The organism is Pseudonocardia sp. NPDC046786 (assembly GCF_040645415.1).
In the GTDB taxonomy this organism is placed as follows: domain Bacteria; phylum Actinomycetota; class Actinomycetes; order Mycobacteriales; family Pseudonocardiaceae; genus Pseudonocardia; species Pseudonocardia kongjuensis.
The window spans coordinates 243,633-267,233 of the sequence record NZ_JBEYYF010000007.1 but is presented as its reverse complement, the minus strand read 5'-3'; the positions used below and the strand labels follow the sequence as shown (position 1 = coordinate 267,233).

General features: G+C 75.9%; 18 protein-coding genes. 6 read left to right on the top strand and 12 right to left on the bottom strand.

The features are described from left to right. Positions 1-34: 34 nt before the first annotated feature. From ABZ881_RS11795 to ABZ881_RS11745, 11 genes are all read right to left on the bottom strand, one after another. On the bottom strand, positions 35-2,137 hold the full coding sequence (locus ABZ881_RS11795; RefSeq protein ID WP_358483925.1) for an AAA family ATPase: 2,103 nt from the start codon (positions 2,135-2,137) through the stop codon (positions 35-37). Continuing rightward, positions 2,134-5,694: a UvrD-helicase domain-containing protein gene (locus ABZ881_RS11790; protein ID WP_358483923.1), complete on the bottom strand. Its 3,561-nt coding sequence runs from the start codon at positions 5,692-5,694 to the stop codon at positions 2,134-2,136. Before ABZ881_RS11790 ends, ABZ881_RS11795 begins: the two co-directional genes overlap by 4 nt. Continuing rightward, on the bottom strand, positions 5,691-9,062 hold the full coding sequence (recC, locus tag ABZ881_RS11785; protein WP_358483921.1) for an exodeoxyribonuclease V subunit gamma: 3,372 nt from the start codon (positions 9,060-9,062) through the stop codon (positions 5,691-5,693). The genes ABZ881_RS11790 and recC overlap by 4 nt, the downstream gene beginning before the upstream one ends. 47 nt (positions 9,063-9,109) lie before the next feature. Beyond that, on the bottom strand, positions 9,110-10,525 hold the full coding sequence (locus ABZ881_RS11780) for an SDR family NAD(P)-dependent oxidoreductase (RefSeq protein ID WP_344025334.1): 1,416 nt from the start codon (positions 10,523-10,525) through the stop codon (positions 9,110-9,112). 16 nt (positions 10,526-10,541) lie between these two features. After that, a complete protein-coding gene (locus ABZ881_RS11775; RefSeq protein WP_344025332.1) occupies positions 10,542-11,216 on the bottom strand; it encodes a biliverdin-producing heme oxygenase in 675 nt (224 codons plus the stop codon). Between the two features lie 90 nt (positions 11,217-11,306). Next, positions 11,307-11,915 (bottom strand): TetR/AcrR family transcriptional regulator, encoded by a 609-nt coding sequence (locus tag ABZ881_RS11770; RefSeq protein ID WP_358483919.1) that lies wholly within the window; start codon positions 11,913-11,915, stop codon positions 11,307-11,309. A gap of 51 nt (positions 11,916-11,966) precedes the next feature. Beyond that, the gene (locus ABZ881_RS11765) at positions 11,967-12,452 is read right to left on the bottom strand and encodes a peroxiredoxin (RefSeq protein WP_344025328.1); all 486 of its coding nucleotides are present in this window, start codon (positions 12,450-12,452) and stop codon (positions 11,967-11,969) included. After that, positions 12,407-12,823: a hypothetical protein gene (locus tag ABZ881_RS11760; RefSeq protein ID WP_358483918.1), complete on the bottom strand. Its 417-nt coding sequence runs from the start codon at positions 12,821-12,823 to the stop codon at positions 12,407-12,409. Before ABZ881_RS11760 ends, ABZ881_RS11765 begins: the two co-directional genes overlap by 46 nt. Further along, positions 12,813-14,036 carry a helix-turn-helix domain-containing protein gene (locus ABZ881_RS11755; protein WP_358483916.1) on the bottom strand — a complete coding sequence of 408 codons (1,224 nt, stop codon included), beginning with the start codon at positions 14,034-14,036 and terminating at the stop codon, positions 12,813-12,815. The genes ABZ881_RS11760 and ABZ881_RS11755 overlap by 11 nt, the downstream gene beginning before the upstream one ends. Before the next feature lie 12 nt (positions 14,037-14,048). Next, positions 14,049-14,510, bottom strand: a complete 462-nt coding sequence (locus tag ABZ881_RS11750; protein ID WP_358483915.1) for a GreA/GreB family elongation factor — start codon at positions 14,508-14,510, stop codon at positions 14,049-14,051. 202 nt (positions 14,511-14,712) lie between these two features. Next, positions 14,713-16,605: a primary-amine oxidase gene (locus tag ABZ881_RS11745; protein ID WP_358483914.1), complete on the bottom strand. Its 1,893-nt coding sequence runs from the start codon at positions 16,603-16,605 to the stop codon at positions 14,713-14,715. A gap of 297 nt (positions 16,606-16,902) precedes the next feature. On the opposite strand from ABZ881_RS11745, the gene ABZ881_RS11740 reads away from it, so the two are divergent. Beyond that, on the top strand, positions 16,903-18,312 hold the full coding sequence (locus ABZ881_RS11740; RefSeq protein WP_358483912.1) for an APC family permease: 1,410 nt from the start codon (positions 16,903-16,905) through the stop codon (positions 18,310-18,312). Continuing rightward, entirely contained in the window at positions 18,309-19,055 is a 747-nt protein-coding gene (locus tag ABZ881_RS11735; RefSeq protein WP_358483910.1) for an IclR family transcriptional regulator C-terminal domain-containing protein, read from the top strand. The genes ABZ881_RS11740 and ABZ881_RS11735 overlap by 4 nt, the downstream gene beginning before the upstream one ends. 5 nt (positions 19,056-19,060) lie before the next feature. Here ABZ881_RS11735 and ABZ881_RS11730 read toward each other — a convergent pair whose 3' ends face one another. Continuing rightward, positions 19,061-19,438: a DUF6319 family protein gene (locus ABZ881_RS11730; protein WP_344025312.1), complete on the bottom strand. Its 378-nt coding sequence runs from the start codon at positions 19,436-19,438 to the stop codon at positions 19,061-19,063. 181 nt (positions 19,439-19,619) lie between these two features. On the opposite strand from ABZ881_RS11730, the gene ABZ881_RS11725 reads away from it, so the two are divergent. From ABZ881_RS11725 to ABZ881_RS11710, 4 genes are read left to right on the top strand one after another with little or no spacing between them, the layout of a single operon-like run. Then, positions 19,620-20,663, top strand: coding sequence for an Ldh family oxidoreductase (locus tag ABZ881_RS11725; protein ID WP_358483908.1), 1,044 nt, complete (start codon positions 19,620-19,622; stop codon positions 20,661-20,663). Positions 20,664-20,704: 41 nt separating this feature from the next. Continuing rightward, positions 20,705-21,733 (top strand): TRAP transporter substrate-binding protein DctP, encoded by a 1,029-nt coding sequence (dctP, locus tag ABZ881_RS11720; protein WP_358483906.1) that lies wholly within the window; start codon positions 20,705-20,707, stop codon positions 21,731-21,733. Then, positions 21,730-22,317 carry a TRAP transporter small permease gene (locus tag ABZ881_RS11715; protein WP_358483904.1) on the top strand — a complete coding sequence of 196 codons (588 nt, stop codon included), beginning with the start codon at positions 21,730-21,732 and terminating at the stop codon, positions 22,315-22,317. The genes dctP and ABZ881_RS11715 overlap by 4 nt, the downstream gene beginning before the upstream one ends. Further along, a complete protein-coding gene (locus ABZ881_RS11710; RefSeq protein WP_358483902.1) occupies positions 22,314-23,594 on the top strand; it encodes a TRAP transporter large permease in 1,281 nt (426 codons plus the stop codon). The genes ABZ881_RS11715 and ABZ881_RS11710 overlap by 4 nt, the downstream gene beginning before the upstream one ends. Positions 23,595-23,601: the final 7 nt, after the last annotated feature.

The window sequence follows — 23,601 nt, the reverse complement described above, 5'->3', positions numbered from 1 at the left end:
GGCGCCCGGCCGCACAGCCCTCCGCCACGGTGCGTCAGCTGCCGGCGAGGCGCAGCCGCAGGCCGCTGGCCCGGCCGGCGGGACGGGCGATCGCGGCCCGGACAGCGGCCTCGGTGCCGATGATCCGCACCTGCTCCTTGGCGCGGGTGACCGCTGTGTAGAGCAGCTCGCGGGTCATCAGCGGGGAGTCGGCCGGCGGCAGGACCACGGTCACCCGCCGGAACTGGCTGCCCTGGCTGCGGTGCACGGTCATCGCGTAGACGGTGCCGACGCCACCGAGGCGGGCCGGTTCGAACGCGGCCGGTGAGCCCTCGCGCACGAACACCGTCCGGCGCCCCTCACCGGTCCGGACGACGACGCCGGTGTCACCGTTGAACAGGCCCAGGTCGTAGTCGTTCGCGGTGACCAGCAGCGGCCGGCCGGGGAACCACGGTGCCTCCGCGTCGTACCCGGGGCGGGCGGCCGACAGCCACCGTTCGACCTCCGCGGTCCAGCGCGCGACTCCGTACGGGCCGCGGCGGTGCCCGCAGAGCAACCGGTGGTCGTCGAGCACCCGCAGCGCCGACGTGACGTCGCCCGACTCGGCGGCGCCGATCAGGTCGACGGCCGCCTGGACGACCTGCGAGCGCAGCGGGGCCAGCCGCTCGGGGGCGATCTCGGCCGGGTCCGCCGCGACGAACGACAGCTCCGCCGGTGTCCCGGCGAGCAGTGCCATCGCCCGGTCGCCGTCGCCGGCCTGGACGGCGGCCGCGAACGCGGCGATCGCGCCGCTGAACCGCCAGTTCCGCTGCAGCCGGACGACGCCGTTGCGCACCACGACGGGCTCGCCGGCCACACCGGAATCGGGCCCACCGGTGCCGGCGGGCGCGCGGGTGCCGGGCTCGCCGGGTGCGCCAGCGGCCGGCCGGCCGGGGGCATCGGGCTCGCCGGAGCCGGGCCTGCTCGCGGCGCCCGCGCCGGTGCCGGCTGTGGTGTCGGCGTCCGTGCGGCGGACCGGGCGCTCGGCCCGGAACGCGCCGCAGCGTTCCAGCGCCTCCTGCAGCTCCGGCTCGACCCGGCCGGGTGCCTCGGCGAGATCCCCGAGCACGGCGCCGGCCTCCACCGACGCGAGCTGCTCGGGATCGCCCACCAGCACCAGCCGGGCGTCCGGGCGGACCGCCTCCAGCAGCCGCGCCATCATCGTCAGCGACACCATCGACGTCTCGTCGACGACCACCACGTCGTGCGGGAGCCGGTTGCCGCGATGGTGCCGGAACCGGCCGGACGCGCCCCGCGAGCCGAGCAGCCGGTGCAGCGTGGAGGCCGTCGTGCCCTCGACCGCGATCCGGTCGCCGGGCGGCATCCGGACGACCGCGTCGGCGACCGACTGGGTGAGCCGGGCCGCGGCCTTCCCGGTGGGGGCGGCCAGCGCGACCCGCAGCGGCGGCCGGCCGGGCCGGTCGGCGTGCAGGTCGTGCAGGACGGCGAGCAGCCGGGCGACGGTCGTCGTCTTGCCGGTGCCCGGACCACCGGCGATGACGCTGACCGGGCGCAGTGCGGCGACGGCGGCGGCGAGCCGCTGGCGTTCGGCGCCGGGATCGTCGAGCAGCCGCTCCAGCGCGACGCGCAGCCGCTGCGGGGGCACGTCGGCGACCGGGCCGGAGCGGGCGGCGAACTCGCGGCGCACCAGCTCCTCCTCCTGCCAGTACCGCTCCAGGTAGAGCAGGTCGCCGAGCAGCCGCAGCGGCCGCCCGGCCGGGCCGGCCTCGCCGTCGGCGACCAGCGGGCTGGCCGCGCAGGCCGCCCGCCACGCGCCCGGCTCGGGCCACGGCAGCCCGGACACGTCGACCGCGATCTCGCCCTCGCCGGCGGTGGTCGTCGCGACCTTCCCGAGATCGACGCAGACCGAACCGTTGCGGATCGCGCGCACCGCCAGCGCGGCGGCGAGCACCACCGGCTCGGGTTCCGCGGTCGCCGGGTCGGGGGCGCCGACCGGGTCGCCGCGGCCGCCGAGCCGGGCCAGCCGGCGTGCGACGTGCACGTCGCCGGGGGCGAGCACGTCGGCCTCGTTGAACGTGGCGAGCACCCCGGCCGCGGTCCGCGCGGCCCGCGGGCCGTACGGGTCGCGCTCGGGGGCCGCGGTCGCCCCGGTCGTCATGCGCCGCCTCCGTCCAGCAGCTCGGACAGGTCCTCGACCAGCGCGGCCGGTGGCCGCCAGGCGAACACCCCGCACGGCGCGGCCAGCGGGCCGTCGCCGCTGACCGGGGTCGCCGGCCCGCACATGCCGCGCAGGAACAGGTAGCCGACGCCGCCCAGGTGGGTCTCCGGGGCGTAGCCGGGCAGCCGCCAGCGCAGGAACCGGTGCAGCGCGACCGCGTAGAGCAGCGCCTGCAGCGGGTAGTGCGCGTCGCTCATCGCCTCGGCCAGCCGGCCCGCGGTGTAGTGCGCCGCGGTGAGCGGCTCCCGGCCGGCCGCGCCGATCGGGCCGAGCCAGTTCGTCTTGTAGTCGACGACCAGGTAGCGGCCGTCGACCCGCAGCACCGAGTCGATGCTGCCGGTCAGGTAGCCGCGCAGCGCCTGCCCGGCCAGGTCGGGGCCGTCCAGCCGGTCGGCGTAGCCGTGCAACGGGTCGCCCGCCCCGATCCGGCGCCGGATCGCCGACGCCAGTCCGGCCAGGGTCAGCCGGCCGGTCGGGGTGTCGCCACCGCACAGCGGAAGCTCGAAGTCGAGCTCGGAGAGCCGGTCGGCCGGCGCGACGTCGGCGAGTGCCCGGCCGGGCGCGAGCGGGCCGAGCGGGGTGCGCAGCACCGGGACCAGGGCGTCGGCCAGCGCCTCGGGATCGACGTCGGCGGGCTGGCGGGCCAGCTCGGCGGTGACGTGCGCGACCAGCTCGGCGCGCAGTGCCTCGTCGCCGTCCGCGGCGACGGTCGTGTCCAGGTGCTCCAGGACGGCGTGCACCAGGGTGCCGAAGCCGGCACCCATCGGGAGGTCCGCCATCGGCGACGGCACGCCGGCCGGATCGGGCCCGGACGACGGCGTCGCGACGGCCGCGCCGGCCGCCGGCGCAGCGGCATCGGGCCCGGCGGCGCCCCCCGGCACCGTGGCATCGGGCACGGCGCCGATCCCCGGTGCGGCGGCGTCGGGCACGGCTGCCGGGCGGCCCACCGGCGACCCGGTCGGGTCCGGCTCGTCGCGGATCCCCTCGGTCTCGGGCTCGCTGAGCACCCCGGGCGTGACCGCGGACTCCTCGTCCGGCTCGTCGTCGAGCGGGATCCGGTGCGCGGCGTGCGCGGCCGCGGTGAGCGCGGTGTAGGAGGTGCGCCGCCACGCGGTGTCCAGGCCGCGGCGGAACTCGGCGGCCGCGGGCCGCTCGTCGTCCGGATCGGCGGGCCGGCGCACCGGCTCGCGGTCGTGCAGGGTCTCCACGGCCGCGCCGCCGCCGTCGAGCCGCTCCCGCAGGTACTGCAGCGCCACCGCGTCGCCGGGGACCTTCGCGGTGCCGGCCGGTTCGGCGCCGGGCCCGCCGTGCCCGAACAGGATCCGGTGCAGCGACGATGCGGCGGTGGTGGTCGCGGGCACCCACCAGGCGACGACCTGGCTGCACGCCCGGGTCAGCGCGACGTAGAGCAGCCGCAGGTCCTCGCCGGCCTCCTCGGCCTGGTGCAGCGCGGTGCGGCCGGGCCGGTCCGGGCCGGTCGATCCGCCGACGTCGAGCAGCCGGCGCGGCCTGCCGCCGGGGCCGGTGTCGTGATAGAGCAGCGGATCGGGGCTGTCGTTGACCCACCGGTCCCAGGCGAACGGCAGGTAGACGACCGGGAACTCGAGCCCCTTCGACCGGTGCACGGTGACGATCTGGACGGCGTCGGCGTCGGACTCGAGGCGCCGGCTGCGCTCGGCGGAGGTGTCCCGGGCGGCCTCGCCGATCCGGTGCCGGAGCCACTCGGTGAGCGCGGTCGGGCCGAGATGGCGCTCCAGCGCGGCCGAGTGCAGCACCTGGCCGACGTGCCGCAGGTCGGTGAGGTCGCGCTCGCCGTCCGGCCGGGACAGCAGCCTGCGGGCCGGGGCGTACCGGGCGAACACCGCCTCGGCCAGCGCGGCGACCCCGCGCTCGGCGAGCACCGCGTGCCAGCTGCGCAGGTCGGCGCCGAGCGCGTCGACCAGCCGATCGGCGTCGGCCCCGCACAGGTCGGCGACGGTGTGCCCGACGAACCGGGTGAGGGCAGCCGCCCGCAGCCGCAGCGTGCGCTGCGGCTGCTCGACGGCCTCCAGCAGGGTCAGCCAGTCGGCGGCCGCCGGGGTGGTGAACACGCTGGTGCTGCCGGTGAGCACGGCGGGGACGCCGGCCTCGGCGCAGGCGTCGCGGACCAGGACGCCCTGCGCGTTCGTCCGGACCAGGACGGCGACCTGGCCGGGCCGCAACGGCGCGCCGTCGTAGGCCGCGGGGCCGGCCAGCAGCTCCGACAGGTCGACGGCGACGTCCCGGGCGACGACCTTCCGGGCGCCCGGCGCCCGGCCCAGTTGCCGCCCGGTCAGGTCGAGCCGGTCCCGGTCGACCAGCCGCAGCCGCAGCGGCGCGTCCCGCGGCGCGCTCAGCCTGCCTGCGGTGTGGTGCGCGTCGACCGGGTGCACGACGATCTCCGGGTTGCCCAGCGTCGCCTCCCCGAACACCTTCTCCAGCGCGCCGAGCAGGGCGCGGTCGCTGCGCCGGTTCGTGGCCAGCGTGCGCCGGTCGGTGGCGGCGGCCGCGGCCTGCAGGTAGCTGTGCACGTCGGCCCCGCGGAACGCGTAGATCGCCTGCTTGGGGTCGCCGATCAGGACCAGCGTGGTGCCGGGTGCGGAGTGGAAGGCCAGCGACAGGATCTCCCACTGCAGCGGGTCGGTGTCCTGGAACTCGTCGACCAGCACCACCGAGAACCGGGACCGCAGCCGCTCCCGGGCGGCCGGGCCGCGCAGCGGGTCGCGCAGCGCCTGGGCCAGCCGGGTCAGCATGTCGTCGTAGCTGTAGATCCGCAGCCGCCGCTTGCGGGCGTCGACCTCGCGCCGGACGGCGGTGGCGAACCCGTGCCGGACGGCCGCGTCCGAGCGCGGATCGGCGTCCCGCGGTTCCAGCTCGGCCTGCGGGTCGGCGACGGCGCGGCGGGCCAGGGTGAGCGCCTCGGCGCGGGTGAAGGCGGGCCGCCCGGCGTCGGGGTTCGCGTACTTGCGGACGTAGAAGTCGTCGACGACCTCGGTGACGACGTCGTCGACGTGCTCGACGAACTCGGCCTCCGGGTCGTTGTCGCCGGCCACCCCGAGCCCGGCCAGCATCTGCATGCAGAACTGGTGGGTGGTGGCGATGGTGGCCGCGTCGAACGACGCCGACGCCTCCGCCAGCCGGGCCCGCCGCCGCTCGACGACGGCCGGGTCGCCCGCGGCGAGCAGCGCGACCACCGGGTCCCCGGCGGGTGCGGCCCCGCCGTCGAGCACCGCGGCCAGTGCCCGCTCGGTGCCGACCAGCCGCTCCCGGACCCGCTCGCGCAGCTCCTGGGTGGCGTCCCGGCCGAAGGTGACGAGCATCAGCCGGTCCAGCCCGGCGATGCCCTCGGCCACGTAGCGGGTGGCGAGCGCGGCGATCGTGTACGTCTTGCCGGTGCCGGCGCTGGCCTCCAGCACGACGGTGCCCTCGGGCAGCGGCCCGTCGACGGCGAAGGTCTGGTGGGAGAGAACCGCGGTCACGGCGCGTCCTGCCTCTCGTGGTCGAGCAGCGGGGCCCACACCCGGGTCGCGAGCGCGCCGAACCGGGTGGGCTCGGCACCGGCACCGGGCTCGTCGCGCAGCAGCAGCGGGGCGGCCGGTCCGCGGACGAAGGTGTGTGCGGCCTCGTCGCGCTCGAACCGGGACCACTCGGCGTCCGCCGCGGCCAGCGCGTTCGCCGGGGTGACCCCGCGGGACCGGTTGCGGGCGTAGACGGCGGCCGCGTCGGTCGGCAGCGGCAGCGGTTCGCGCAGCCCCTCCCGGCGCAGCGCCACCAGATCGGCCAGCACCCGGCGGGCCAGCTCCGGATCGACCGGCCCGAGCGTGGACCGGGCCGGGCCGCCGCCACCCCGGCCGATGGTCACGGCCGTCCAGCGGCGGTCCGGGTGCGCGGCGGTCAGCGCCAGCAGCTGCACCCAGGCGCGGAGCCGCTGCCTGGCCTTGAGCCGCGAGTACCCGACCCGCACGACGACGTCGCCGTGCAGCCCGGGGACGGTGCCGGTCACCGTGAACCCCTCCAGCACGGCCACCAGGTCCTGGGAGGTCGCCTCCCCGGTGCGGACCGCGGCGGCCAGCGCGACCAGCGGCTCCACCCGGCCGCCGACGTCGGTCAGCACCCGCCGCCCGATGCCGCCCGGCGGCAGGTCGCCGCGCAGCGTCTCGGCCCGGGCGACGGCCTGCGGCGGCGCCCCGGCGAGCCGGTCGGCGAGCAGCCGGTCCCCGATCCGCCAGCTGCCGAGACCGTCGAGCTCGACCGGCAGCGCGTCGTCGGGCTCGGCGTTCTCCTGCGGTGGCAGCACCCGCACCCGCTGCCGCAGGAACGCCCGCACCGGGTGCTCGACGAACGCGACCAGGTCGTCGAGCTCCACCGGGTCCCCGGCGTCCTCCGGGGCGGGCAGCGGTCCGGGCGGGAACAGCGGCACCGCGGCCCGCGGACCGGCGGCCATCTCGGCGCCACCCAGCGCGGCCCGGTCGAAGCTGAACGGCCCGTCGGCGAGCAGCGCGCCGGGCCGGAAGTTCCGCCGGTCGAACGGCTGCAGCGGATGCCGGGCACGCAGCGCGTCGGACGCGGCCACCGGCCGGTCGCCGGGGACCTGCACGCAGGCGTCGATCGCGTCGCACAGCTCGCCGACCGGCACCGACGGCGGCCGCTCCGCGCCGGTCCGCTCGTCGGCCCCGGAGCTCACCACGACCAGGGCGGAGGTGGCCGAGCAGATCGCGTCGAGCAGCAGCTGGCGGTCCTCGCCACGCGGGTCCCGCTCGCCGACGATCGGATCGCGGGCGAGCACGTCGTCGCCGTCCGGAGCGCCGGCCCGGGGGAACACGCCGTCGTCGCAGCCGAGCAGGCAGACCACCTTGTGCGGGACGGCGCGCATCGGGACCAGGGTGGCGACGGTGAGCGTGCCGGTGCGGAAGTTCGCCCGGCTCGGCCTGCCGCGCAACCGCTCCGCGAGCAGACCGCGCACGTCGGGCAGGTCGAGGTCGACGGTGTCGGCCTGCGGCCCGGCCGAGTGCAGCACGTCGGCCAGCTCCGCGCGGGCCTGGCCTGCCTGCCAGGCGTCGGCCGGTGCGGTGTCGGTGAGCGCGTACAGGGCCTCGGTGAGTGCGGCGACCCAGGCCGACAGCGGCTGCGGCCCGCGCAGCGCGGCGAGCGCGGTCGCCAACCGGTCCACGATCTCGGCCAGCCTGCCGACCAGGTCGACGTCGGAGGAGTCGACCTCGTCGAGCGGGAGCGCGCTGCCCAGCCAGGCCGGCGCGCCCGGCGTCTCGGCCATCGCGACGCCGACCAGCAGCCGGTCCAGCCCGGCCCGCCAGGTGTTCTGCTCGATCCCGTCGAGCCGGTAGGGGGCGCGGTGCGCGGCGTCCAGGCCCCAGCGCACCCCGGCGGCGGTGACCAGCTCGGAGATCCGCTCCAGCGCGTCGTCGTCGAGCCGGAACCGGCGGCGGACCGGGCCGGACGCGATCAGGTCGAGCACCTGGGACGCGGTCAGCCGGGACCCGGCGAGCTCCAGCAGGGTGGACACCGTGCCCAGCAGCGGATTGGCCTGGCGCAGCGCCCGGTCGGCCAGCCGGACCCGCAGCAGGTGCCCGGGATGCAGCTCGTCGTGCGACGGCCCGGCCCCTTCGCCCGCGGTGCCGGGCTCCGGGGCCAGCCCGAACGACGCCGTGATCAGCGGCGCGAACGCCTCGATGTCCGGGCACATCACGATGATGTCGCGCGGTTCCAGCCCCGGATCGGCGGCCAGCAGCCCCAGCAGCACCTCGCGCAGCACCTCGACCTGCCGGTCCGGGCCGTGGCAGGAGTGCAGCACGATGCTGCGGTCAGCGGGATCGAGCGGCGGGCGGTCGGCGGGCCGCGGCGGCGGCGTGTCGTCGCGCAGCGCGCGCTGCACCCGCTGCAGCAGGGTCGGCGGCCCGGCCGGTCCGGCCGCCGGATGGTGGGTGTCGGTGACGCCCGGCCCGGCCGCGGGCAGCCGCAGCGCCAGCTCCCGGACGTCGCGGCCCAGCGAGCGCAGCAGCGGGTTACGGACCAGCGCGGCGCTGCCGTCGGCGGCGCGGGCGGGCGGATCGGCCGGGCGGGCGGCGCGGACCGCCTCCCACATCGCCGGGGACGGGTGCGGCAGCCACAGGTGCACGTCGCGGTGCGCGGACAGCGCCTCCAGCACGGCGAGGTGCTCGGCGGCGAGCCGGGTCGGCCCGAACAGCGAGATCCGCCCCGGCAGCTCGCCGGGATCGGCCCCGGCGCGCAGCGCGGCGACCGCGTCGGCGAGCCGCTCGGCCGGGCCGGGCGCATCGAGGCCGGCCCGCAGCCGCCGCCACAGCTCGGGCTGCCAGGCCAGGTCGGGCGGCACCGCGTCCTCGCCGAGGGCCCACGAGCGCAGCAGCGCGGGCCGGTGCGTGGCGTAGGAGCCGAACAGCCCGGCGAGCGCGCGGGCCAGCGCGTAGCGGCGGCCGTGCCCGCCCCGCTCCAGGTGTGCGGCCAGCCCGGCGAACCGCCCGTCGCCGGAGGTGACGGCATCGTCGATCAGTTCGAGCAGCGGCCACACCGCACGCCCCGGGGCCCACGGGCCGGTCTCCGGATCGGTGCCGGTGACCCGGGAGACGACATCGCCGAGCAGGGCGGCCGGGGACGGGAACCGCACGTTGGCGCACACCCCGTCACCGCCACCGCCGCGGGCGCCGAGCCGGTGCGAGAGCCGCTGCGCCAGCCACCGCTCCACCCCGCGCTCGGGGACCGCGACGATCTCCGGTGCGAACGGGTCGGCGCCGCCCGGTGCCGGGTCCGCGAGCAGCCCGGCGAGCGCCTCGACGAGGGTGTCCGCGCGTTCGGACCGATGCAGCTCCAGCACGCCCGGCACGGTATCGGCGAGCACCGACAGCGAACGCGCGGCCTACCTCACCAGCGGGACACGCCGTAGTCCTTCAGGAACACGCCGTAGAGGTCCTCGCCGCGCTCACCGGCGACGATCGGGTGGTACACCCGGGCGGCGCCGTCGGACAGGTCCAGCGGCGCGTGGAAGCCCTCCTCGGCCAGCCGCATCCGCATCGGGTGCGGGCGCTCGTCGGTGATCCAGCCGGTGTCCACCGAGGTCATCAGGATCCGGTCGGTCGTGAACATCTCCCCGGCGCTGGTCCGGGTGAGCATGTTCAGCGCGGCCTTCGCCATGTTCGTGTGCGGATGGCCGGGCCCCTTGTAGCCGCGCCCGAACACGCCCTCCATCGCGGACACGTTCACCACGTACTTGCGGTGCGGGCCGGCTGCGGCCATCGCCGGCCGCAGCCGGGACACCAGCACGAACGGCGCGGTCTGGTTGCACAGCTGCACCTCGAGCAGCTCGACCGGGTCGACGTGCTGGACGTGGTCGACCCAGCTGTTGACGGCGGCGGTGTCGGGCAGCAGCCCGCCCGCGTCCACCGCGGTGCCGGCCGCGATCCGTTCCGGCGACGCCGACCGGGCGGTGACGGCCAGCGCCGCCAGGTCCGCGCCGGGCACCGCCCCGGCGAGCAGCGCCGGGTGCTCGCGCGCCGCGCTGGTGAACGACAGGATCTCCGGCAGCTCGCCGGCCGGCAGCGGCTCGGACTCGGCGGCCTCGATCGCGGCGTAGGAGCCGGGGGAGCGGCGCACCGTCTGCGCCGCGTTGTTGATCAGGATGTCCAGCGGCCCGGCCGCGGCGACCTCGTCGGCCAGTGCGACGACCTGCCCGGGATCGCGCAGGTCCACGCCGACCACGCGGAGCCGGTGCAGCCACTCCGGGCTGTCGGCGAGCGCGGCGAACCGGCGGGCCGCGTCCCGCGGGAACCGGGTGGTGATCGTGAGGTGCGCGCCGTCGCGGAGCAGCCGCAGCGCGATGTACATGCCGATCTTGGCGCGGCCGCCGGTGAGCAGCGCCCGGCGGCCGGTCAGGTCGGTGCGGGCGTCCCGGTGCGCGTGGTGCGCGGCCGCGCAGTCCGGGCAGAGCTGGTGGTAGAACGCATCGACCACGGTGAACCGGGTCTTGCAGGCGTAGCAGCCGCGGGCCCGGTGCAGCACGCCCGCGGTCGCGCCGCGGGCGGTGGAGACCAGCGGGATGCCCGCCGTCTCGTCGTCGGTCCGGCCGTCGGCACCGGTCGCGGTCGCCGCGGTGACCGCGGCGTCGGACGCCCGCTCGCGCTCCCGCTTCTCGGCCCGCCGGCGCATCCGCACCGACTTCCAGATCCCGGCGGTCGCCCGGCGGACCCGGACCGCGTCCGGGTGCTCGGGCGGCAGCTCGTCGACCTGGGCGAGGACCTTCAACGCCGTCGCGAGTTCGCCGGGGTCGATGCCGCTGCTCACGACCCCAGTCTAGGAGTCACGACGCGAGCGGCTGTTCCAGCCCGACCTCCTCGGCCATCTCGGACAGCACCGCGATGTTCAGCTCGAACCCGAGCACCGCCTCGGCGGCCACCCGGGAGCGGGCCGCGGCGTCCCAGCCGGTCGCGTCGAGCAGCTCGCGGTAGCGGGCCCGGAACCGCGGCGGCGCGCCGAGCGCGGTGAAGTCGTAGAAGCGCACGCCGTCGCCGGACAGCCCGTAGGTCCGCTGCAGCAGCTTCCCGATCACCTGGCCGCCGGACAGGTCGCCCAGGTAGCGGATGTAGTGGTGGGCGACGAACCGCTCCGGATCGGTCGCCGCGGTACGCAGCCGGTCCACGTAGCGGGTGGTGGCGGGCAGGATCCGCGGGACGCCGCTGCCCAGCGCGTCCAGGTCGTCGTGCAGGGCGGGCAGCCGGCGCAGGTCGTCGATCACGAACGGGCCGGCGACCGGATGCCCGGCCATCGCGTCGGACGCCGCCTCCAGGGCGGTGTAGATCGCGCCGTACTGCTCGGCGAGCAGGGTGTAGGCGTCGAGCGGGAGCGCGCCGTCGAGCAGCGCGGCCATGTAGGTGGAGCGGTGGGCCTGCTCGTGGACCTCGGACGTGGCCTGCCGCAGCTCGGCGGACAGCGTCCCGCCCACCGGCGTACCGGAGATCGGTGTCGTGGCGCTCATCGGCCCTCCCGGACAGCGGGGCGTCACGGCGCCGGATCTGACACCGTGTCAGATCATGATGCTAGGGGCTCGGCGGCGGTAAGGCTAGCCTCAGTCGGATGCCGTCGTCGAGGGGGTGACCATCCGCAGCACCGCGCGCACCGCCGTCTCGACGGTGTCGTCCAGCTCGGCGGCGGGCACCTCGACGATCTTCCGGCTGGACAGGGCGGCCGAGACCAGCCCGGCCAGCACGACCGGGTCGTCGCCGGACATCGAGCCGTCGAGCGCGCCGTCGGTGAGGATCGCGGTCAGCCGGTCGCCGATCGGGTCGGCGTGCGCGGCGATCCGGCGGTACGCCTGCGGGTCCAGCGCGCCGGCCAGCGCCTGGCCGGGCGGCAGGTGGAACTCGGCGAGCCGGCGCAGCTGCATCCGGGCGAAGACGGTGAGCCGGTCCGCGGGGGAGCGGGCGCCGGCCAGCGCGGCGTCCAGGTCGGCGACGTAGCGGGCGGCCTCGGCCTCGACGAACGCGACGAGCAGGGCCTGCCGGTCCGGGAAGTGGTTGTACATCGCCGACCGGCCGACGCCGGCCGCGGCGGCAACTCCGGACAGCGTCACCGACTCGAAGCCGCGACCGTAGAGCTGCTCGCGCAGCGCGCCGAACACGCGCTCGCGGACCTGCTCGCGATGCGTCGCGAGCGAACCCCCGATCACCTTCGGCACGCGGGCCAGTCTAGGCCCGCGTGCCGGGGACCGGGTGCGGCCGGAGGAGATTCAGAGCTGCTTGAGCACCGACTCGACGCCGGACACGTCGACCGAGGACGGGACGTCCTCGACGCCGATCCACTGCACCACGCCGTCCTTGAGGATCGCGGCGTAGCGCTTCGAGCGGGTGCCGAGGCCGAACTTCGAGCCGTCCATGTCCAGGCCGGCGGCGGCGGCGAACTCGGCGTTGCCGTCGGCGAGCATGAGCACGGCGTCGCCGACGTTGCGGGACTCGGCCCACGCGCCGAGCACGAACGCGTCGTTGGCCGCGGTACAGGCGACGGTGTCGACGCCCTTCTGCTTCAGCTCGTCGGCGCGCAGCACGAAGCCGGGCAGGTGGGTGTCGGAGCAGGCCGGGGTGAATGCCCCGGGTACGCCGAACAGCACGACGGTGCCGCTGCCCAGGACGCTGGCGCTCTGCACCGGCTTCGGGCCGTCGGCGGTCGGGGTCATGAGCTGGACGTCGGGGACGGTGTCCCCTGCGGCGAGTGCCACGGATCCTCCTGTGGATCGGCGATCGGATCGGTACCGACACTAGTGCCCGGCCCGCACCAGAGCAGTGCCCCGGCCAGGCCGCAGGCCCCGGCCTCGGCGTGGGTGAGCGGGCGGGCGGGGTCCGGGTGCAGCGCCTGCGCGACGACGACCGCGGCCAGCCCGCGCGGGTCCGGGTCCGGCACCCGGTGCCGGGCGCCGTCCGGGCCGACCCAGCCGGTGCGCCCGGTCCAGCCGGCGGAGACCCCGGCGCCCCGCCCGCCCGGCCGCCGGGCCCGCAGCCGGCGCTGCGGGCCGGTGCCCTCGACGACACAGTCCAGCCCGGCGCGCCGGACGATCGAGGCCACCAGCTCCAGATCGGGCTCAGCCCGCATCGCCGGGCCGCAGGTCACGGTCCGGCCAGCCGAGCAGCCGGGCCCCGAGCACGGCGGCGTGCAGGGTGAACCGGTGTCCGGGATCGGTCGGGTCGTGGCCGGTCAGCTCCGCGATCCGCTCCAGCCGGTAGGAGACGGCGCGCACCGACAGGTGCAGCCGGCGAGCCGTCTCGGCGACCACACAGCCGGTGCCGAACCAGGTCTCCAGGGTGTCCAGCAGCGGGGCGGCGCCGCCGCGGGCCCGCGCCAGCGGCACGGCGACGGTCTGCACGAGGTCGGTGATGGCCGGCTGGTCACGCAGCAGCACCCGGTAGACCAGCATGTCCTCGGCCCGTAGCACCGGCGCCGGCAGCCGCAGCCGGCCCGCCGTGGTCAGTGCCTCCCTGGCCTCCTCGTAGGAACGGGCGATCCCGTAGGACCCGGGGTGCGCGCGGCCCACCGCCACCCGCCAGCCGGCACCGCGCCCGGTGCGGGTGAGCTCGCCGTGCAGCAGGCCGCCGAGCTCACCGGCGCCGGTGCCGGCCGGGGCGATGACGACGATCCGTCCGTCCTTGGTGGCGACCAGCACGTCCCGGTCGCCGACCCCGCGCACGACGGTGCGTTCCAGGGCGGCCGGTACGGAGTCCACCCGGGCCGGGCGGCCGTCCGGCGCGGCCAGCGCGACCTGGTGCGGCCGGCCCAGGTCCATCCCGAACGGCTCGGCCCGTCCGACCAGCCCGCCGGCGTCGCCGTCGCCACGCAGCAGGTCCTCGATCAGCTCCCGGCGCAGCGTCTCCTCGTGCCGCACCAGGTCCCGGCGGGCCGCGGTGTAGCCGTCGGCGAGCCCGGCCACCGCCAGGTCCACCGCCCGCATGACCGCCTCCGCGGCGTTCGCCGTGGTCCCGGCGTCCCGGAAGTGCGCGGTCGGCGGGAGCTCCCGCCACAACCGCCAGGCGGCCGACAGGTACAGCTGCACCGCGTTCCCTGCGCTGACCCCCAGTTCGGCGGCCCGGCCCCCGTTGCGTCGCACCGCGTCGAGCTCGGGGTCCGAGGGGAGCCTGCCGGACGCCGCGGCGTCGGCCAGCACCCGCAGGAAGTCGCCGAGCAGCTCGGGCGGGACTCCGCCCGCCCCGCGCCCGGCCTCGTCGGCGACCCGGCGCAGCCACCCGTCCGACACCGGTGCGCCCGGATGCCGGACACCGTTGCGGCTCTCGGCCCGTTCGGTCCCGTACACGGTTGCGTCGGTTCAGTGCTCGAACGGCACGGCGCGGAGCAGCGTGCACCCGGCCCGCCCGCCGTCGGGGAGCTGGTACCGAACGGCGTCGCCCTGGTGCGCGCCGTGCAGCGCGCGACCGAGTGGGGAGTCCGGCGAGCAGATCATGGTCCCGTCGGGACGGATCCGGTTCTCGTCGTGCGAGAGCAGGAAGGTCTCGGTCTCGCCGTCGTCGTAGCGCACGGTGACCGCCATGCCGGGCTCGGCGACGCCGTCGTCGGGCGGCCGGTCGCCGACCACCGGATCGCGCAGCAGCTCCTGCAGCCGCCGGATCCGCTGCTCGCGGTCGCGCTCCCCGGCACCCGGTCCGTCCGGGCCGTCGTGCTCGCGGCCCTCGGCCGGGGCCACCGCCTCCCGCTGCTGCAGCAACGACTGCAGCTCGGCACGCAGCTCCTGGTGGCTCCGCTCGGTCAGCCAGACCCGGGTCACGCTCATCGTCCACTCCTCGTACGCCGGGGTGCGGCGATGTGCCGGACCCCCCGCAGGGAGACCTACCACGAGCGGCGCCGGACGCCGATCTCGTTGCCGGGGCCCGGCAGGCCGGGACGCCAGGACGTTGCCCGGGACGACCGTGCAGGGAGCGATGCCGGGGACCCGCCGGGACGCCCGCGGGCGGGCGTCCCGGCGGGCGCACCGGTCAGTGGCAGCCCTTGGTCCCCGCCGCGGGCACGTCCAGCGCCGGATTGCGGTCGAAGAACCCGGCCGGCTTGAGGGTGAACCCGGTGTAGTCGACCGGCATCACCGGCCAGTCCTCCGGCCGCGGGAAGTGGGTCAGCCCGAAGGTGTGCCACAGCACGACGTCCTGCCCGTCGATCTCGCGATCGGCCGCCACGTAGGCGGGCAGCCCGGCCCCGCCCGGGTTCTGGTTGACGAAGTCGCCCGCCGAGTAGCGCTCCGCCGGGTCGTAGCGGGTCACCCACAGCGCCTTGGACGCGAACGTCGCCCGCGCGTGGATCGACGACGCCTCGTCGGCCAGCAGGGTCGGCTGCCCGAGCGGGTGCAGCACGTACCCGACCGGCCGGCCGAGGCCGTTCGTCTTCTCGGTGTTGACGACGTGCCAGACCCGCCCGGTGTCCGGCGAGGCGTCCCGGGCGGCCGCCGACTCCCGGGTCAGCCGGGTCGCCGAGCGGCCGAACGCGTTGCCGTGGGGATTGCCCTCGCCCATCGGGACCCGCACCGCCTCCACCTCCTCGACCGCGTTCGCGAGCCCGTCGACGGTCATGTCGAGGCGGGCCGAGAACAGGTGCTGGTGGTAGGGGGCGCCGAGGCCGGGCGCGACCTCGGTGGCGTACTCGCCGGGCGTGCCGGAGGTGAACACGATGCCGGTCGCCTTGCACTCCAGCTCGATCGTGCCGTCGAGGTAGAGGTACCAGTAGAAGCCGTAGTCGTAGTTGCCGATCGGGGTGAAGAACGAGATGACCAGCCGGCGCTGGCGGCGCACCTCGCGGGAGCCGGTGAAGATGTCGGTGTGCTTCCAGAGGACGCCGTAGTCCTCCTCGTGCATGCAGATCGCGTTCCGGATGGTCTTCGGGTTGCCCAGGTCGTCGGCGATGGTGGCGTCGACGTAGTGGATGTCGCCGAGGCAGTCGCAGCCCAGCTGCAGCGAGTCGGCGTAGCGGGCGAACATGTACTCGCCGCAGTCGAAGTAGTTCTGCCAGAACCGGACCGGCGCCGGATCGGCGTAGGGCACCACCATCTCGGCGACCGACGCGCGGTAGCAGATGGGGCGGTCGCCGAAGGCGATCTGGTGCAGGGTCAGGCCCTCGCGCTCGTTGAACCCGATCCGCAGGTCCCAGTTGCCCCAGCGCACCCGGCCGTCGTCGACGGTGAACGACCGGCCCTCCGGCTGGGTGATCTCGATCGGCCGCAGCGAGTCCAGCGGCGGGCCCTGGACGGCCGGGTCGTCGAAGTTCCCGCTGGTCGCGGGCACCGGCACCACGCCGGTGTCGATCACCCGGTCGACCGTGCGGGCGGTGAGGTCGATGTAGGCGACGAGCCCGTCGACCGGGTGTGCCCAGGCGTGGTCGGCCTCGTGGTCCTGCCGGAACCCGAACGCCCTGGCCATCCGGCGGCCGGTCTCCTCCGGGTAGTCGTAGACGCCGGCGGACAGCGGCACCGCGCGCACCGTGGCCGGCTCGATCCCGCGCTTCTCCAGCGCGGCGAGCCAGTCCGGGGAGGCGTTGAGGACGTCCTCGATGAACTCGAACTCCGAGTCGATGATCGGCGGCTGGCCGTCCCGCGCGGGCTCCAGCTCGCGCGAGGAGACCAGCTCGCCCGCGGTCACCGACACCACGGTGTCCCAGGACCGGCCGGTGGACAGGTCCAGCAGCACCGCGCGGAACCGGCGGTCGGCCGGACCGCCGGCGAGCACCTCGTCCTTCGGGGGCTCCTCGGGCGCGAAGAACGCGTACCGGACGTGCTCGGTGAGCAGTCCGGCCGCGTCGAGCACCTCCCGGACGACGGACACCTCGGTCTCGGTGGTCATCCCCAGCGGGTGCCCGGTCGCGGTCCGTGGCTGGACGGCGGTCATCGGATCTCCTCGTGTCGGGCGGTGCCGGGGCCGCGACGTCATCGGCCGGCCGTCGGCGTGGGTACGAACGGGACCGGAGGGTCACGTGCCCGACCGACCGGCACAACTGCCCGTCCCGAGTGGTGCGAATCACTCTGCCATCCGTTCCCGCCGCGTGGGAACCGCTGTGTCGATTTTCTCGTTCGAGTCATCGCTGCTGGTCACGGCACTGTGACCGGAGGTTAGGGTCCGCAGCGGACAATCGTGCGACCGGGCGGCCCGGCGACCGCCGATGATCCGGAGGGGAGAGGTGCCGAGGTGGCGACGCTGCGCGACCGCTCGCCCGTGCACGGGCTGGAACGCCGCAGGCTCGGCCCGGCCGACGTCGTGGCGCAGTCCATCGCGGGTTCGGCCCCGTCGGCGGCGATGGCGGCGACCCCGGTGATCGTCGCCGGGCTGGCCGGACCGTGGACGGTGTGGTCGTTCGTCGCCGCGGCCGTGATCGCGCTGCTGGTCGCCGCGTCGATCGGCCGGTTCACCACCAGGATGGCCGCGCCGGGCGGGCTGTACCCGCTGACCGCGCAGGGCCTCGGGTCCGGGCCCGCCTTCGCCGGGGGCGTCGCGGCGGTGCTCGGCTACCTGCTGCTCTGCGCAGCGGCACTGGGCGGGGCGGTGCTGTACCTGCCGCCGCTGCTGGGGGCGGGCCCGGCGCAGACCCGGTGGGGCGCGACGGCGGCGGCGGTGCTGTGCGGGCTGATCGTGACGGCGCTGGTGGCCCGCGGGGTGCGGCCGGCCGCGCGGGTGGTGCTGCTCGTGGAGGCGATCGCGGTGGGGGCACTGGTCGGGGTGTTCGCGCTGCTGCTCGCCGGGGGTCCGCTGCCCGGGCCGGGCGCCGGGCCGCAGCCGGCGATCGGGGCGGCGGGCCTGGTCGCGGGGGTGGTGCCCGCGCTGGCCGCGTTCATCGGGTTCGAGGTGGCGACCTCGCTGGGCGCGGAGACCCGGCGCCCGTTCCGGACGGTGCCGCGGGCGGTGTTCGCGACGGCGGCGGTGACCGGCGTCCTCTACGTCTTCGCGGCCGCGGTGCAGACGAGCGGATTCGCGGCGGTGCCCGGTGGGCTGGGCGGCCAGGTCCAGCCGGTCCAGGTGCTGGCGACCACCCGCGGCTGGTGGTGGATCCCGCCGGTACTGCACGCCGCGCTGGTGCTCTCCTTCCTGGCCTGTGCGGTCGCCACCGCGACGGCACTGTCGCGGGTGCTGTTCTCGCTGGCCCGCGACGGCGCCGTGCCCGGCGTGCTCGGCCGTACCCACCGCCGGTTCCGCACGCCGCACGTGGCGGTGCTGGCGGCCGTCCCGGCGGCCGCGGCGGCGGTGGCCGTGCCGCTGGCCGCCGGTGTCCCGCCGGAGGTGCTGCTGGTCGGGCTGCTCGGGGCGGCGACCGTCGGGTTCCTGGTCACCTATCTGCTGGTCTGCCTGGCCGCGCCGCTGTTCCTGCGCCGGATCGGGGAGCTCACCCCGGCGGCGGTGGCGACGGCCGCGCTCGCGGTGCCGGCGTTGTTCGCGGCGCTGGTGGCGTTCGTGGTGGCGGCCCCGCTGTCCGGGCTGGTGCTGGCGGTCGCGCTGCCGGCCGGCGCCGGCTGGGCGGTGCTGCAGCGTCGCCGGGGCGATCTACCCGCGCTCGGCGTGTACGACGAGACCGTCGCCTCCGACGTCTGGCACCGCGTCCGGTGAGCGACCCGCCCCCGATCAGCGGCCGCCAGCCACGCGCCGTGCGGACCGCGCTGGCCGTGCTGGAGGAGGTCGTCGCCGCCGGGCCGGGGGTGACCGCGAAGGAGATCTCCGCGGCGCTGCGGCTCCCGCCGGCGACCACCTACCGGGTGCTGAACCTGCTGGTCGGCGAGGAGTACCTGGTGCGGCTGCCGGACCTGCGCGGGTTCGCGCTCGGCCGGCGCGCGGCACGGCTTGCACCGGTCGGCGTCCCGCGGCTGCCGACCGCGGCCCGCGGGGTGGTCGACCACCTGCGCAGCCGGGTCCGCTGGGGCGTGCACCTGGCCGTGTTCGACGGCGGACGGCTGCACCTGCTCGATCCCGATCCGGATCACCCGCCCAGCGATCCGGACCTGCTGGCCCGGCTGCCGCAGGCCTCGGCGCTGGGCAGGCTGCTGCTGGCCGACCAACCGGACTGGCGGGCACTGGTGCGCGAGCTGCGCCCGGTCACCGAGCACACGGTGACCGACCCGGACCGGCTGTCCAGGCTGCTCGACGAGGTCACCGAGCAGGGCCTGGCCAGCCAGACCGGCGAGCTGCGCCCGGACCGGGGGTGCCTGGCGGCGGCCGTCCGCTCGCCGGCGGACGGCCGCCTGGTGGCCGGGCTGGCGCTGTCCGGCCCGGCCGCCCGGGTCGCCGATCCGGATCCCGAGCTGGTCGCGCTGCTGCGCGAGCACGCCGGGTCACTCGGCCCGCTGCTGGGCTGATCCGATCACTCCTCCAGCGCGGCGAGCGCCTTGCGGGCCTGCTCCAGCTCGGCCTCCAGCTCGGCGACCCGGGCCGCCTTGGCCGACTTCGCGCTCTCGATGACCTCGTCGACCGGCCCGGCCAGGTCGGCGTGCAGGGTGGCGGCGGCCGCGGACACCGCCGACGCGCTCACCGGCAGGCCGCGGGCGACCCAGCTGGAGCCCTGCTTCAGCTCGGCCTGCCACTCGCCGTCGGCGGAGCCGCTGACGGTCAGCGTCATCGTCACCACCCGGGTGGTGCGGGCGGTCGAGGAGCCCTTCGGGCGTCCGCGCCTGCGCTTGGGTGCCTCGTCGCCGGTCACCTGTGTGTCGTCGCCGGTGTCGGCGTCCTGGGTCTCGTCCACGTGCGTCCCCGCTTCCCCTCGACAGTTCCACTGTGGCAGGCCCAAGGGTGAAGTCAGAACAGATGTTCGATGAATGCACCCCCGGAGGTCGGACGACCGCGGGATGTGCCTACGCGAGGGTTGTCCCACGACGCCTGGTACCTATACCTTCGAGACAATTCCTATAGGACGAGGTGCAACGGTGCGTCGATTCCCGGTGCCGGAACTGGTCGCGTTCGCGGGGCGGGCGCTGACCGCGGTCGATGTCCCGGCCGACGACGCCGAGCTCGTCGGCGACTCGCTGGTGGCGGCCGACCGCCGCGGCATCGGCTCGCACGGCCTGCTGCGCCTCCCGCTGTACGTGCGCACCATCCGGGCCGGCGGGGTCACCGCGCGGGCCCGGCCGCGCTGGCTGCGCGAGCACGGCGCGACCGCCCTGCTCGACGCCGACGGCGGATTGGGGCAGGTCGCGATGGCGGTCGCGGTCGACCGGGCCGCCGCGCTGGCCGGCACGCACGGCGCCGCGGTCGTCGCCGTGCAGGGAAGCTCGCACTACGGGGCGGGCGGCTACTGGACCGACCGGCTCACCGACCGGGGCATGGCCGGTCTGCTGACCTCCACCACCGGCGCCTCGGTGACCCCGTTCGGCGGCGCCCGGCCGGTGCTCGGGACCAACCCGCTGACCGTCGCGGTGCCGAGCTCGGGGGACGGTCCGCTCGCCGTGGACATGGCGACCAGCACCGGCGCCTACGGCAAGGTGGTCGCCGCCCGCGACGAGGGCCGGGAGATCCCGCAGGGCTGGGCGGTCGCCGCCGACGGCAGCCCGACCACCGACCCGGCCGCCGCACTCGGCGGTGCGCTGCTGCCCTTCGGCGGGCCGAAGGGCTCCGGCCTGTCGGTGCTGCTGGAGGTGCTCGCCGCCGGCCTGACCGGGGCGAACTACGCCGACCAGACCATCGACATGTGGATCGACCCGGGCTCCCGGATGAATGCCGGGCACCTCCTGCTCGCCGTCGACACCGCCGCCTTCACCGGCCGCGCGCACACCGAGGCGCGGGCGGCCGACATGCAGGAGCGGGTGCGCGCCGCCGGCCCGCCCGGCGGGACCGTGCACGCCCCGGGCGACCCGGAACGGGCGCAGCAGCGGCGGACCGGCGACCGGGTCCCGCTCGCCGCACCGACCGTCGACCAGCTCGACCGGATGGCCGCCGAGCTGAGGATCGAGGGCCTCGGCAGCGGCCGATAGCAGCGGGAGCATCGGACGACGACGTTCGAGGGAGCGTGACCATGACCAACCGACGAGGGCGCCTACGCCGGGCCGGGGCGGGAGCGGCCGTCGCGGCCCTGCTGCTGTCCGGCTGCGGCCTGGGCGGACCGATCGACGCGAGTGACATCCCGGTGGCGCCGGGCGAACCGGACGACACCGTGCTGCGGCTGGCGCACGCCTACGACCTCAGCCACCCGGTCGAGCAGTGCGGCACGCCGCTGATCCAGCAGGAGCTGCTCGGCAGCGGGATCACCGTGGAGAGCTATCCCTCGGCGCAGCTCGGCACCGAGGCCGAGTCGCTGGAGCAGGTCGCCGCCGGCGGGCTCGACCTGACCGTGGCCGGGCCGTCGTTCCTGGGTGTCTGGTACGAGCCCGCCGCGGTGCTCGACGGCGCCTACCTGTTCGACGACGTCGGCGAGTTCGTCGCCGCCGTCGAGGGGCCGGTGGTCGCCCGGGTGCACGAGGAGTTCCGCGAGCGCAGCGGGATGCGGGTGCTGTCGAGCTGGTACTACGGCACCCGGCACATCACCGCCGACCGGCCGGTCGAGCGGCCCGAGGACCTGGCCGGGGTCAAGATCCGCACCCCGGACGCGCCGCTGTACCTCACCAATCTCGGGATCATGGGCGGCGCGGCGACACCGATGGCGCTCGGCGAGGTCTACCTCGCGTTGCAGCAGGGCACCCTGGACGCCCAGGAGAACCCGGTCCCGACCATCTCGTCGTCCGGGTTCCATGAGGTGCAGGATCACCTGAACCTGACCGGGCACATCGTGCAGGGCGTCCACCTGGTCACCAACGACGAGCTGAACTCGGCCCTGGAACCGGAACAGCGGGACCGGCTGGACGCGGCCGCCGCGGCGGCCGGCGAGGCGATCCGGGAGTGCATCGTCGCCGAGGAGACCGAGATCGTCGAGCAGTGGCGGGCCGAGGGCACGCTCACAGTCCACGATATTGACACCGCCCCGTTCGCCGACCGGGTCCGGGCTGAGCTGCCCGGCCGGGTGTCCTGGGGCGCGGTCTACGAGGAGATCCGGGAGTCGGTCCGATGAGCTCCCCGGCCGGTACGGACCTGCCCGAGGAGGCCCCGGAGGCCCCCGACCTGCTGGAGCGCCGCAGTCGCGGCTACCGGTTCCTGGTCGACGTCGAACGCGTCCTGTCCTGCCTGCTGCTCGCCGGGGTGCTGGTGGCGGTGCTGCTGCAGGTGCTCACCCGCTACGTCTTCGACAGCCCGCTCAGCTGGACCGAGGAGATCGCCCGGTTCCTGCTGGTGTGGCTGACCTTCGTCGCCGCGGGCTATGTGATGTCCCGGCGGCTGCACATCGTCGTCGACCTGCTGGTCGACCGGCTGGGGCGGCGCGCGTCCCGGCTGGTCGACGTGTTCGCCGGGATCGTGGTGCTGACCGCGTCGGCGACCCTCTCCGTCGCCGGGGCGGTGTTCGCGGCCGGCAGCTCCTCGCTGCTGGCGCCGGCCACCGGACTTCCGCTGACCGTCGTCTACGCCGCGGCCGTCGTCGGGTTCGCGCTGGTCGCGCTGCACGGCGCGCTGAACCTCTACATCGCGCTGCGGCATCCCGAGGAGATGCCCGGCGCCGTCGAAGCGCTCACCGCCGGAACCCCGAGGAGCATCCCGTGACGCTCGCACTGATGGTGGGCGCGCTGATCGCCCTGCTGCTGCTGCGGGTACCGGTGGCGATCGCGCTGCTGGTCCCGTCGCTGGTCTACGTGGTCGTCGATCCCACGGCGTCGCTGGGCATCGCGGCCCAGCAGACCGTGTCCGGGGTGAACAGCTTCCCGATCCTCGCCGTCCCGATGTTCATCCTGCTGGGCAACCTGGCGAACGTCTCCGGGATCACCGACAAGCTCTTCGACGCGGCCACCGCGGTCGTCGGGCGGGTCCGCGGCGGCCTGGGCTACGTCAACGTCGGCACCAGCTTCGGCTTCTCCTGGATGAGCGGCGCCGCCATCGCCGACGCGGCCGCGATGGGCCGGGTGCAGGTCCCGGCGATGGTCAAGCGCGGCTACCCGCTGACCTTCAGCGTCGGGATCACCGGCGCGTCCTCGCTGATCGCGCCGCTGGTCCCGCCGAGCATCCCGGCGATCATCTACGCGGTCACCGCCGGGCTGTCGGTCGGCGCACTGTTCATGACCGGCATCGTGCCAGCTCTGCTGCTGGTGCTCACCCTGTGCGCGACGTCGTGGTGGCTGATGCGCAAGCGCGCGGACCTGCGGGAGGAGAGCCTGCCCGCGGCACAGCGGTTCCGCGCGGTGCTCGGCTCGCTGCCGGCGCTCGGTGCCGCGGTGATCATCCTCGGCGGGATCCTGTCCGGCGTCTTCACCCCGACCGAGGCCTCCGCGATCGGCGTGGTCTACCTGCTGCTGCTCGCGCTGGCCTACCGGGCGCTGGACCTGCGCCGGCTCTACCGGACCCTGCTGCAGACCGTCGAGACCTCCGGCTCGGTGCTGTTCATCGTCGCCTCCGCGGCGCTGTTCGGCTGGGTGCTGGCCCGCGAGCGGGCCCCGCAGCTGGCCGCCGAGCTGATCTTCGGCCTCACCGTGTACCCGATCGTCTTCCTGATCCTGGTCAACCTGCTGCTGTTCGTGGTTGGCGCCGTCCTGGAGCCCACCGCGGCGATCCTGATCCTGGTCCCGGTGCTCGCCCCGGTGGCCGAGGTGTTCGGGATCGATCCGCTGCACTTCGCTGTGATCGTGATCTTCAACCTGATGGTCGGGCTGCTCACCCCGCCGGTCGGCCTGGTCGTGTTCGTGCTGTCCAGCGTCACCCGCACGCCGGTGCCGACGGTGATCCGCGGACTGCTGCCGTTCTACGTCGCGCTGGTCGCGGTGCTGATCGTCATCACCTTCTTCCCGCTGCTGGCGACGTGGCTGCCCACGGCGCTCGGCTTCGCCTGACAGGTCC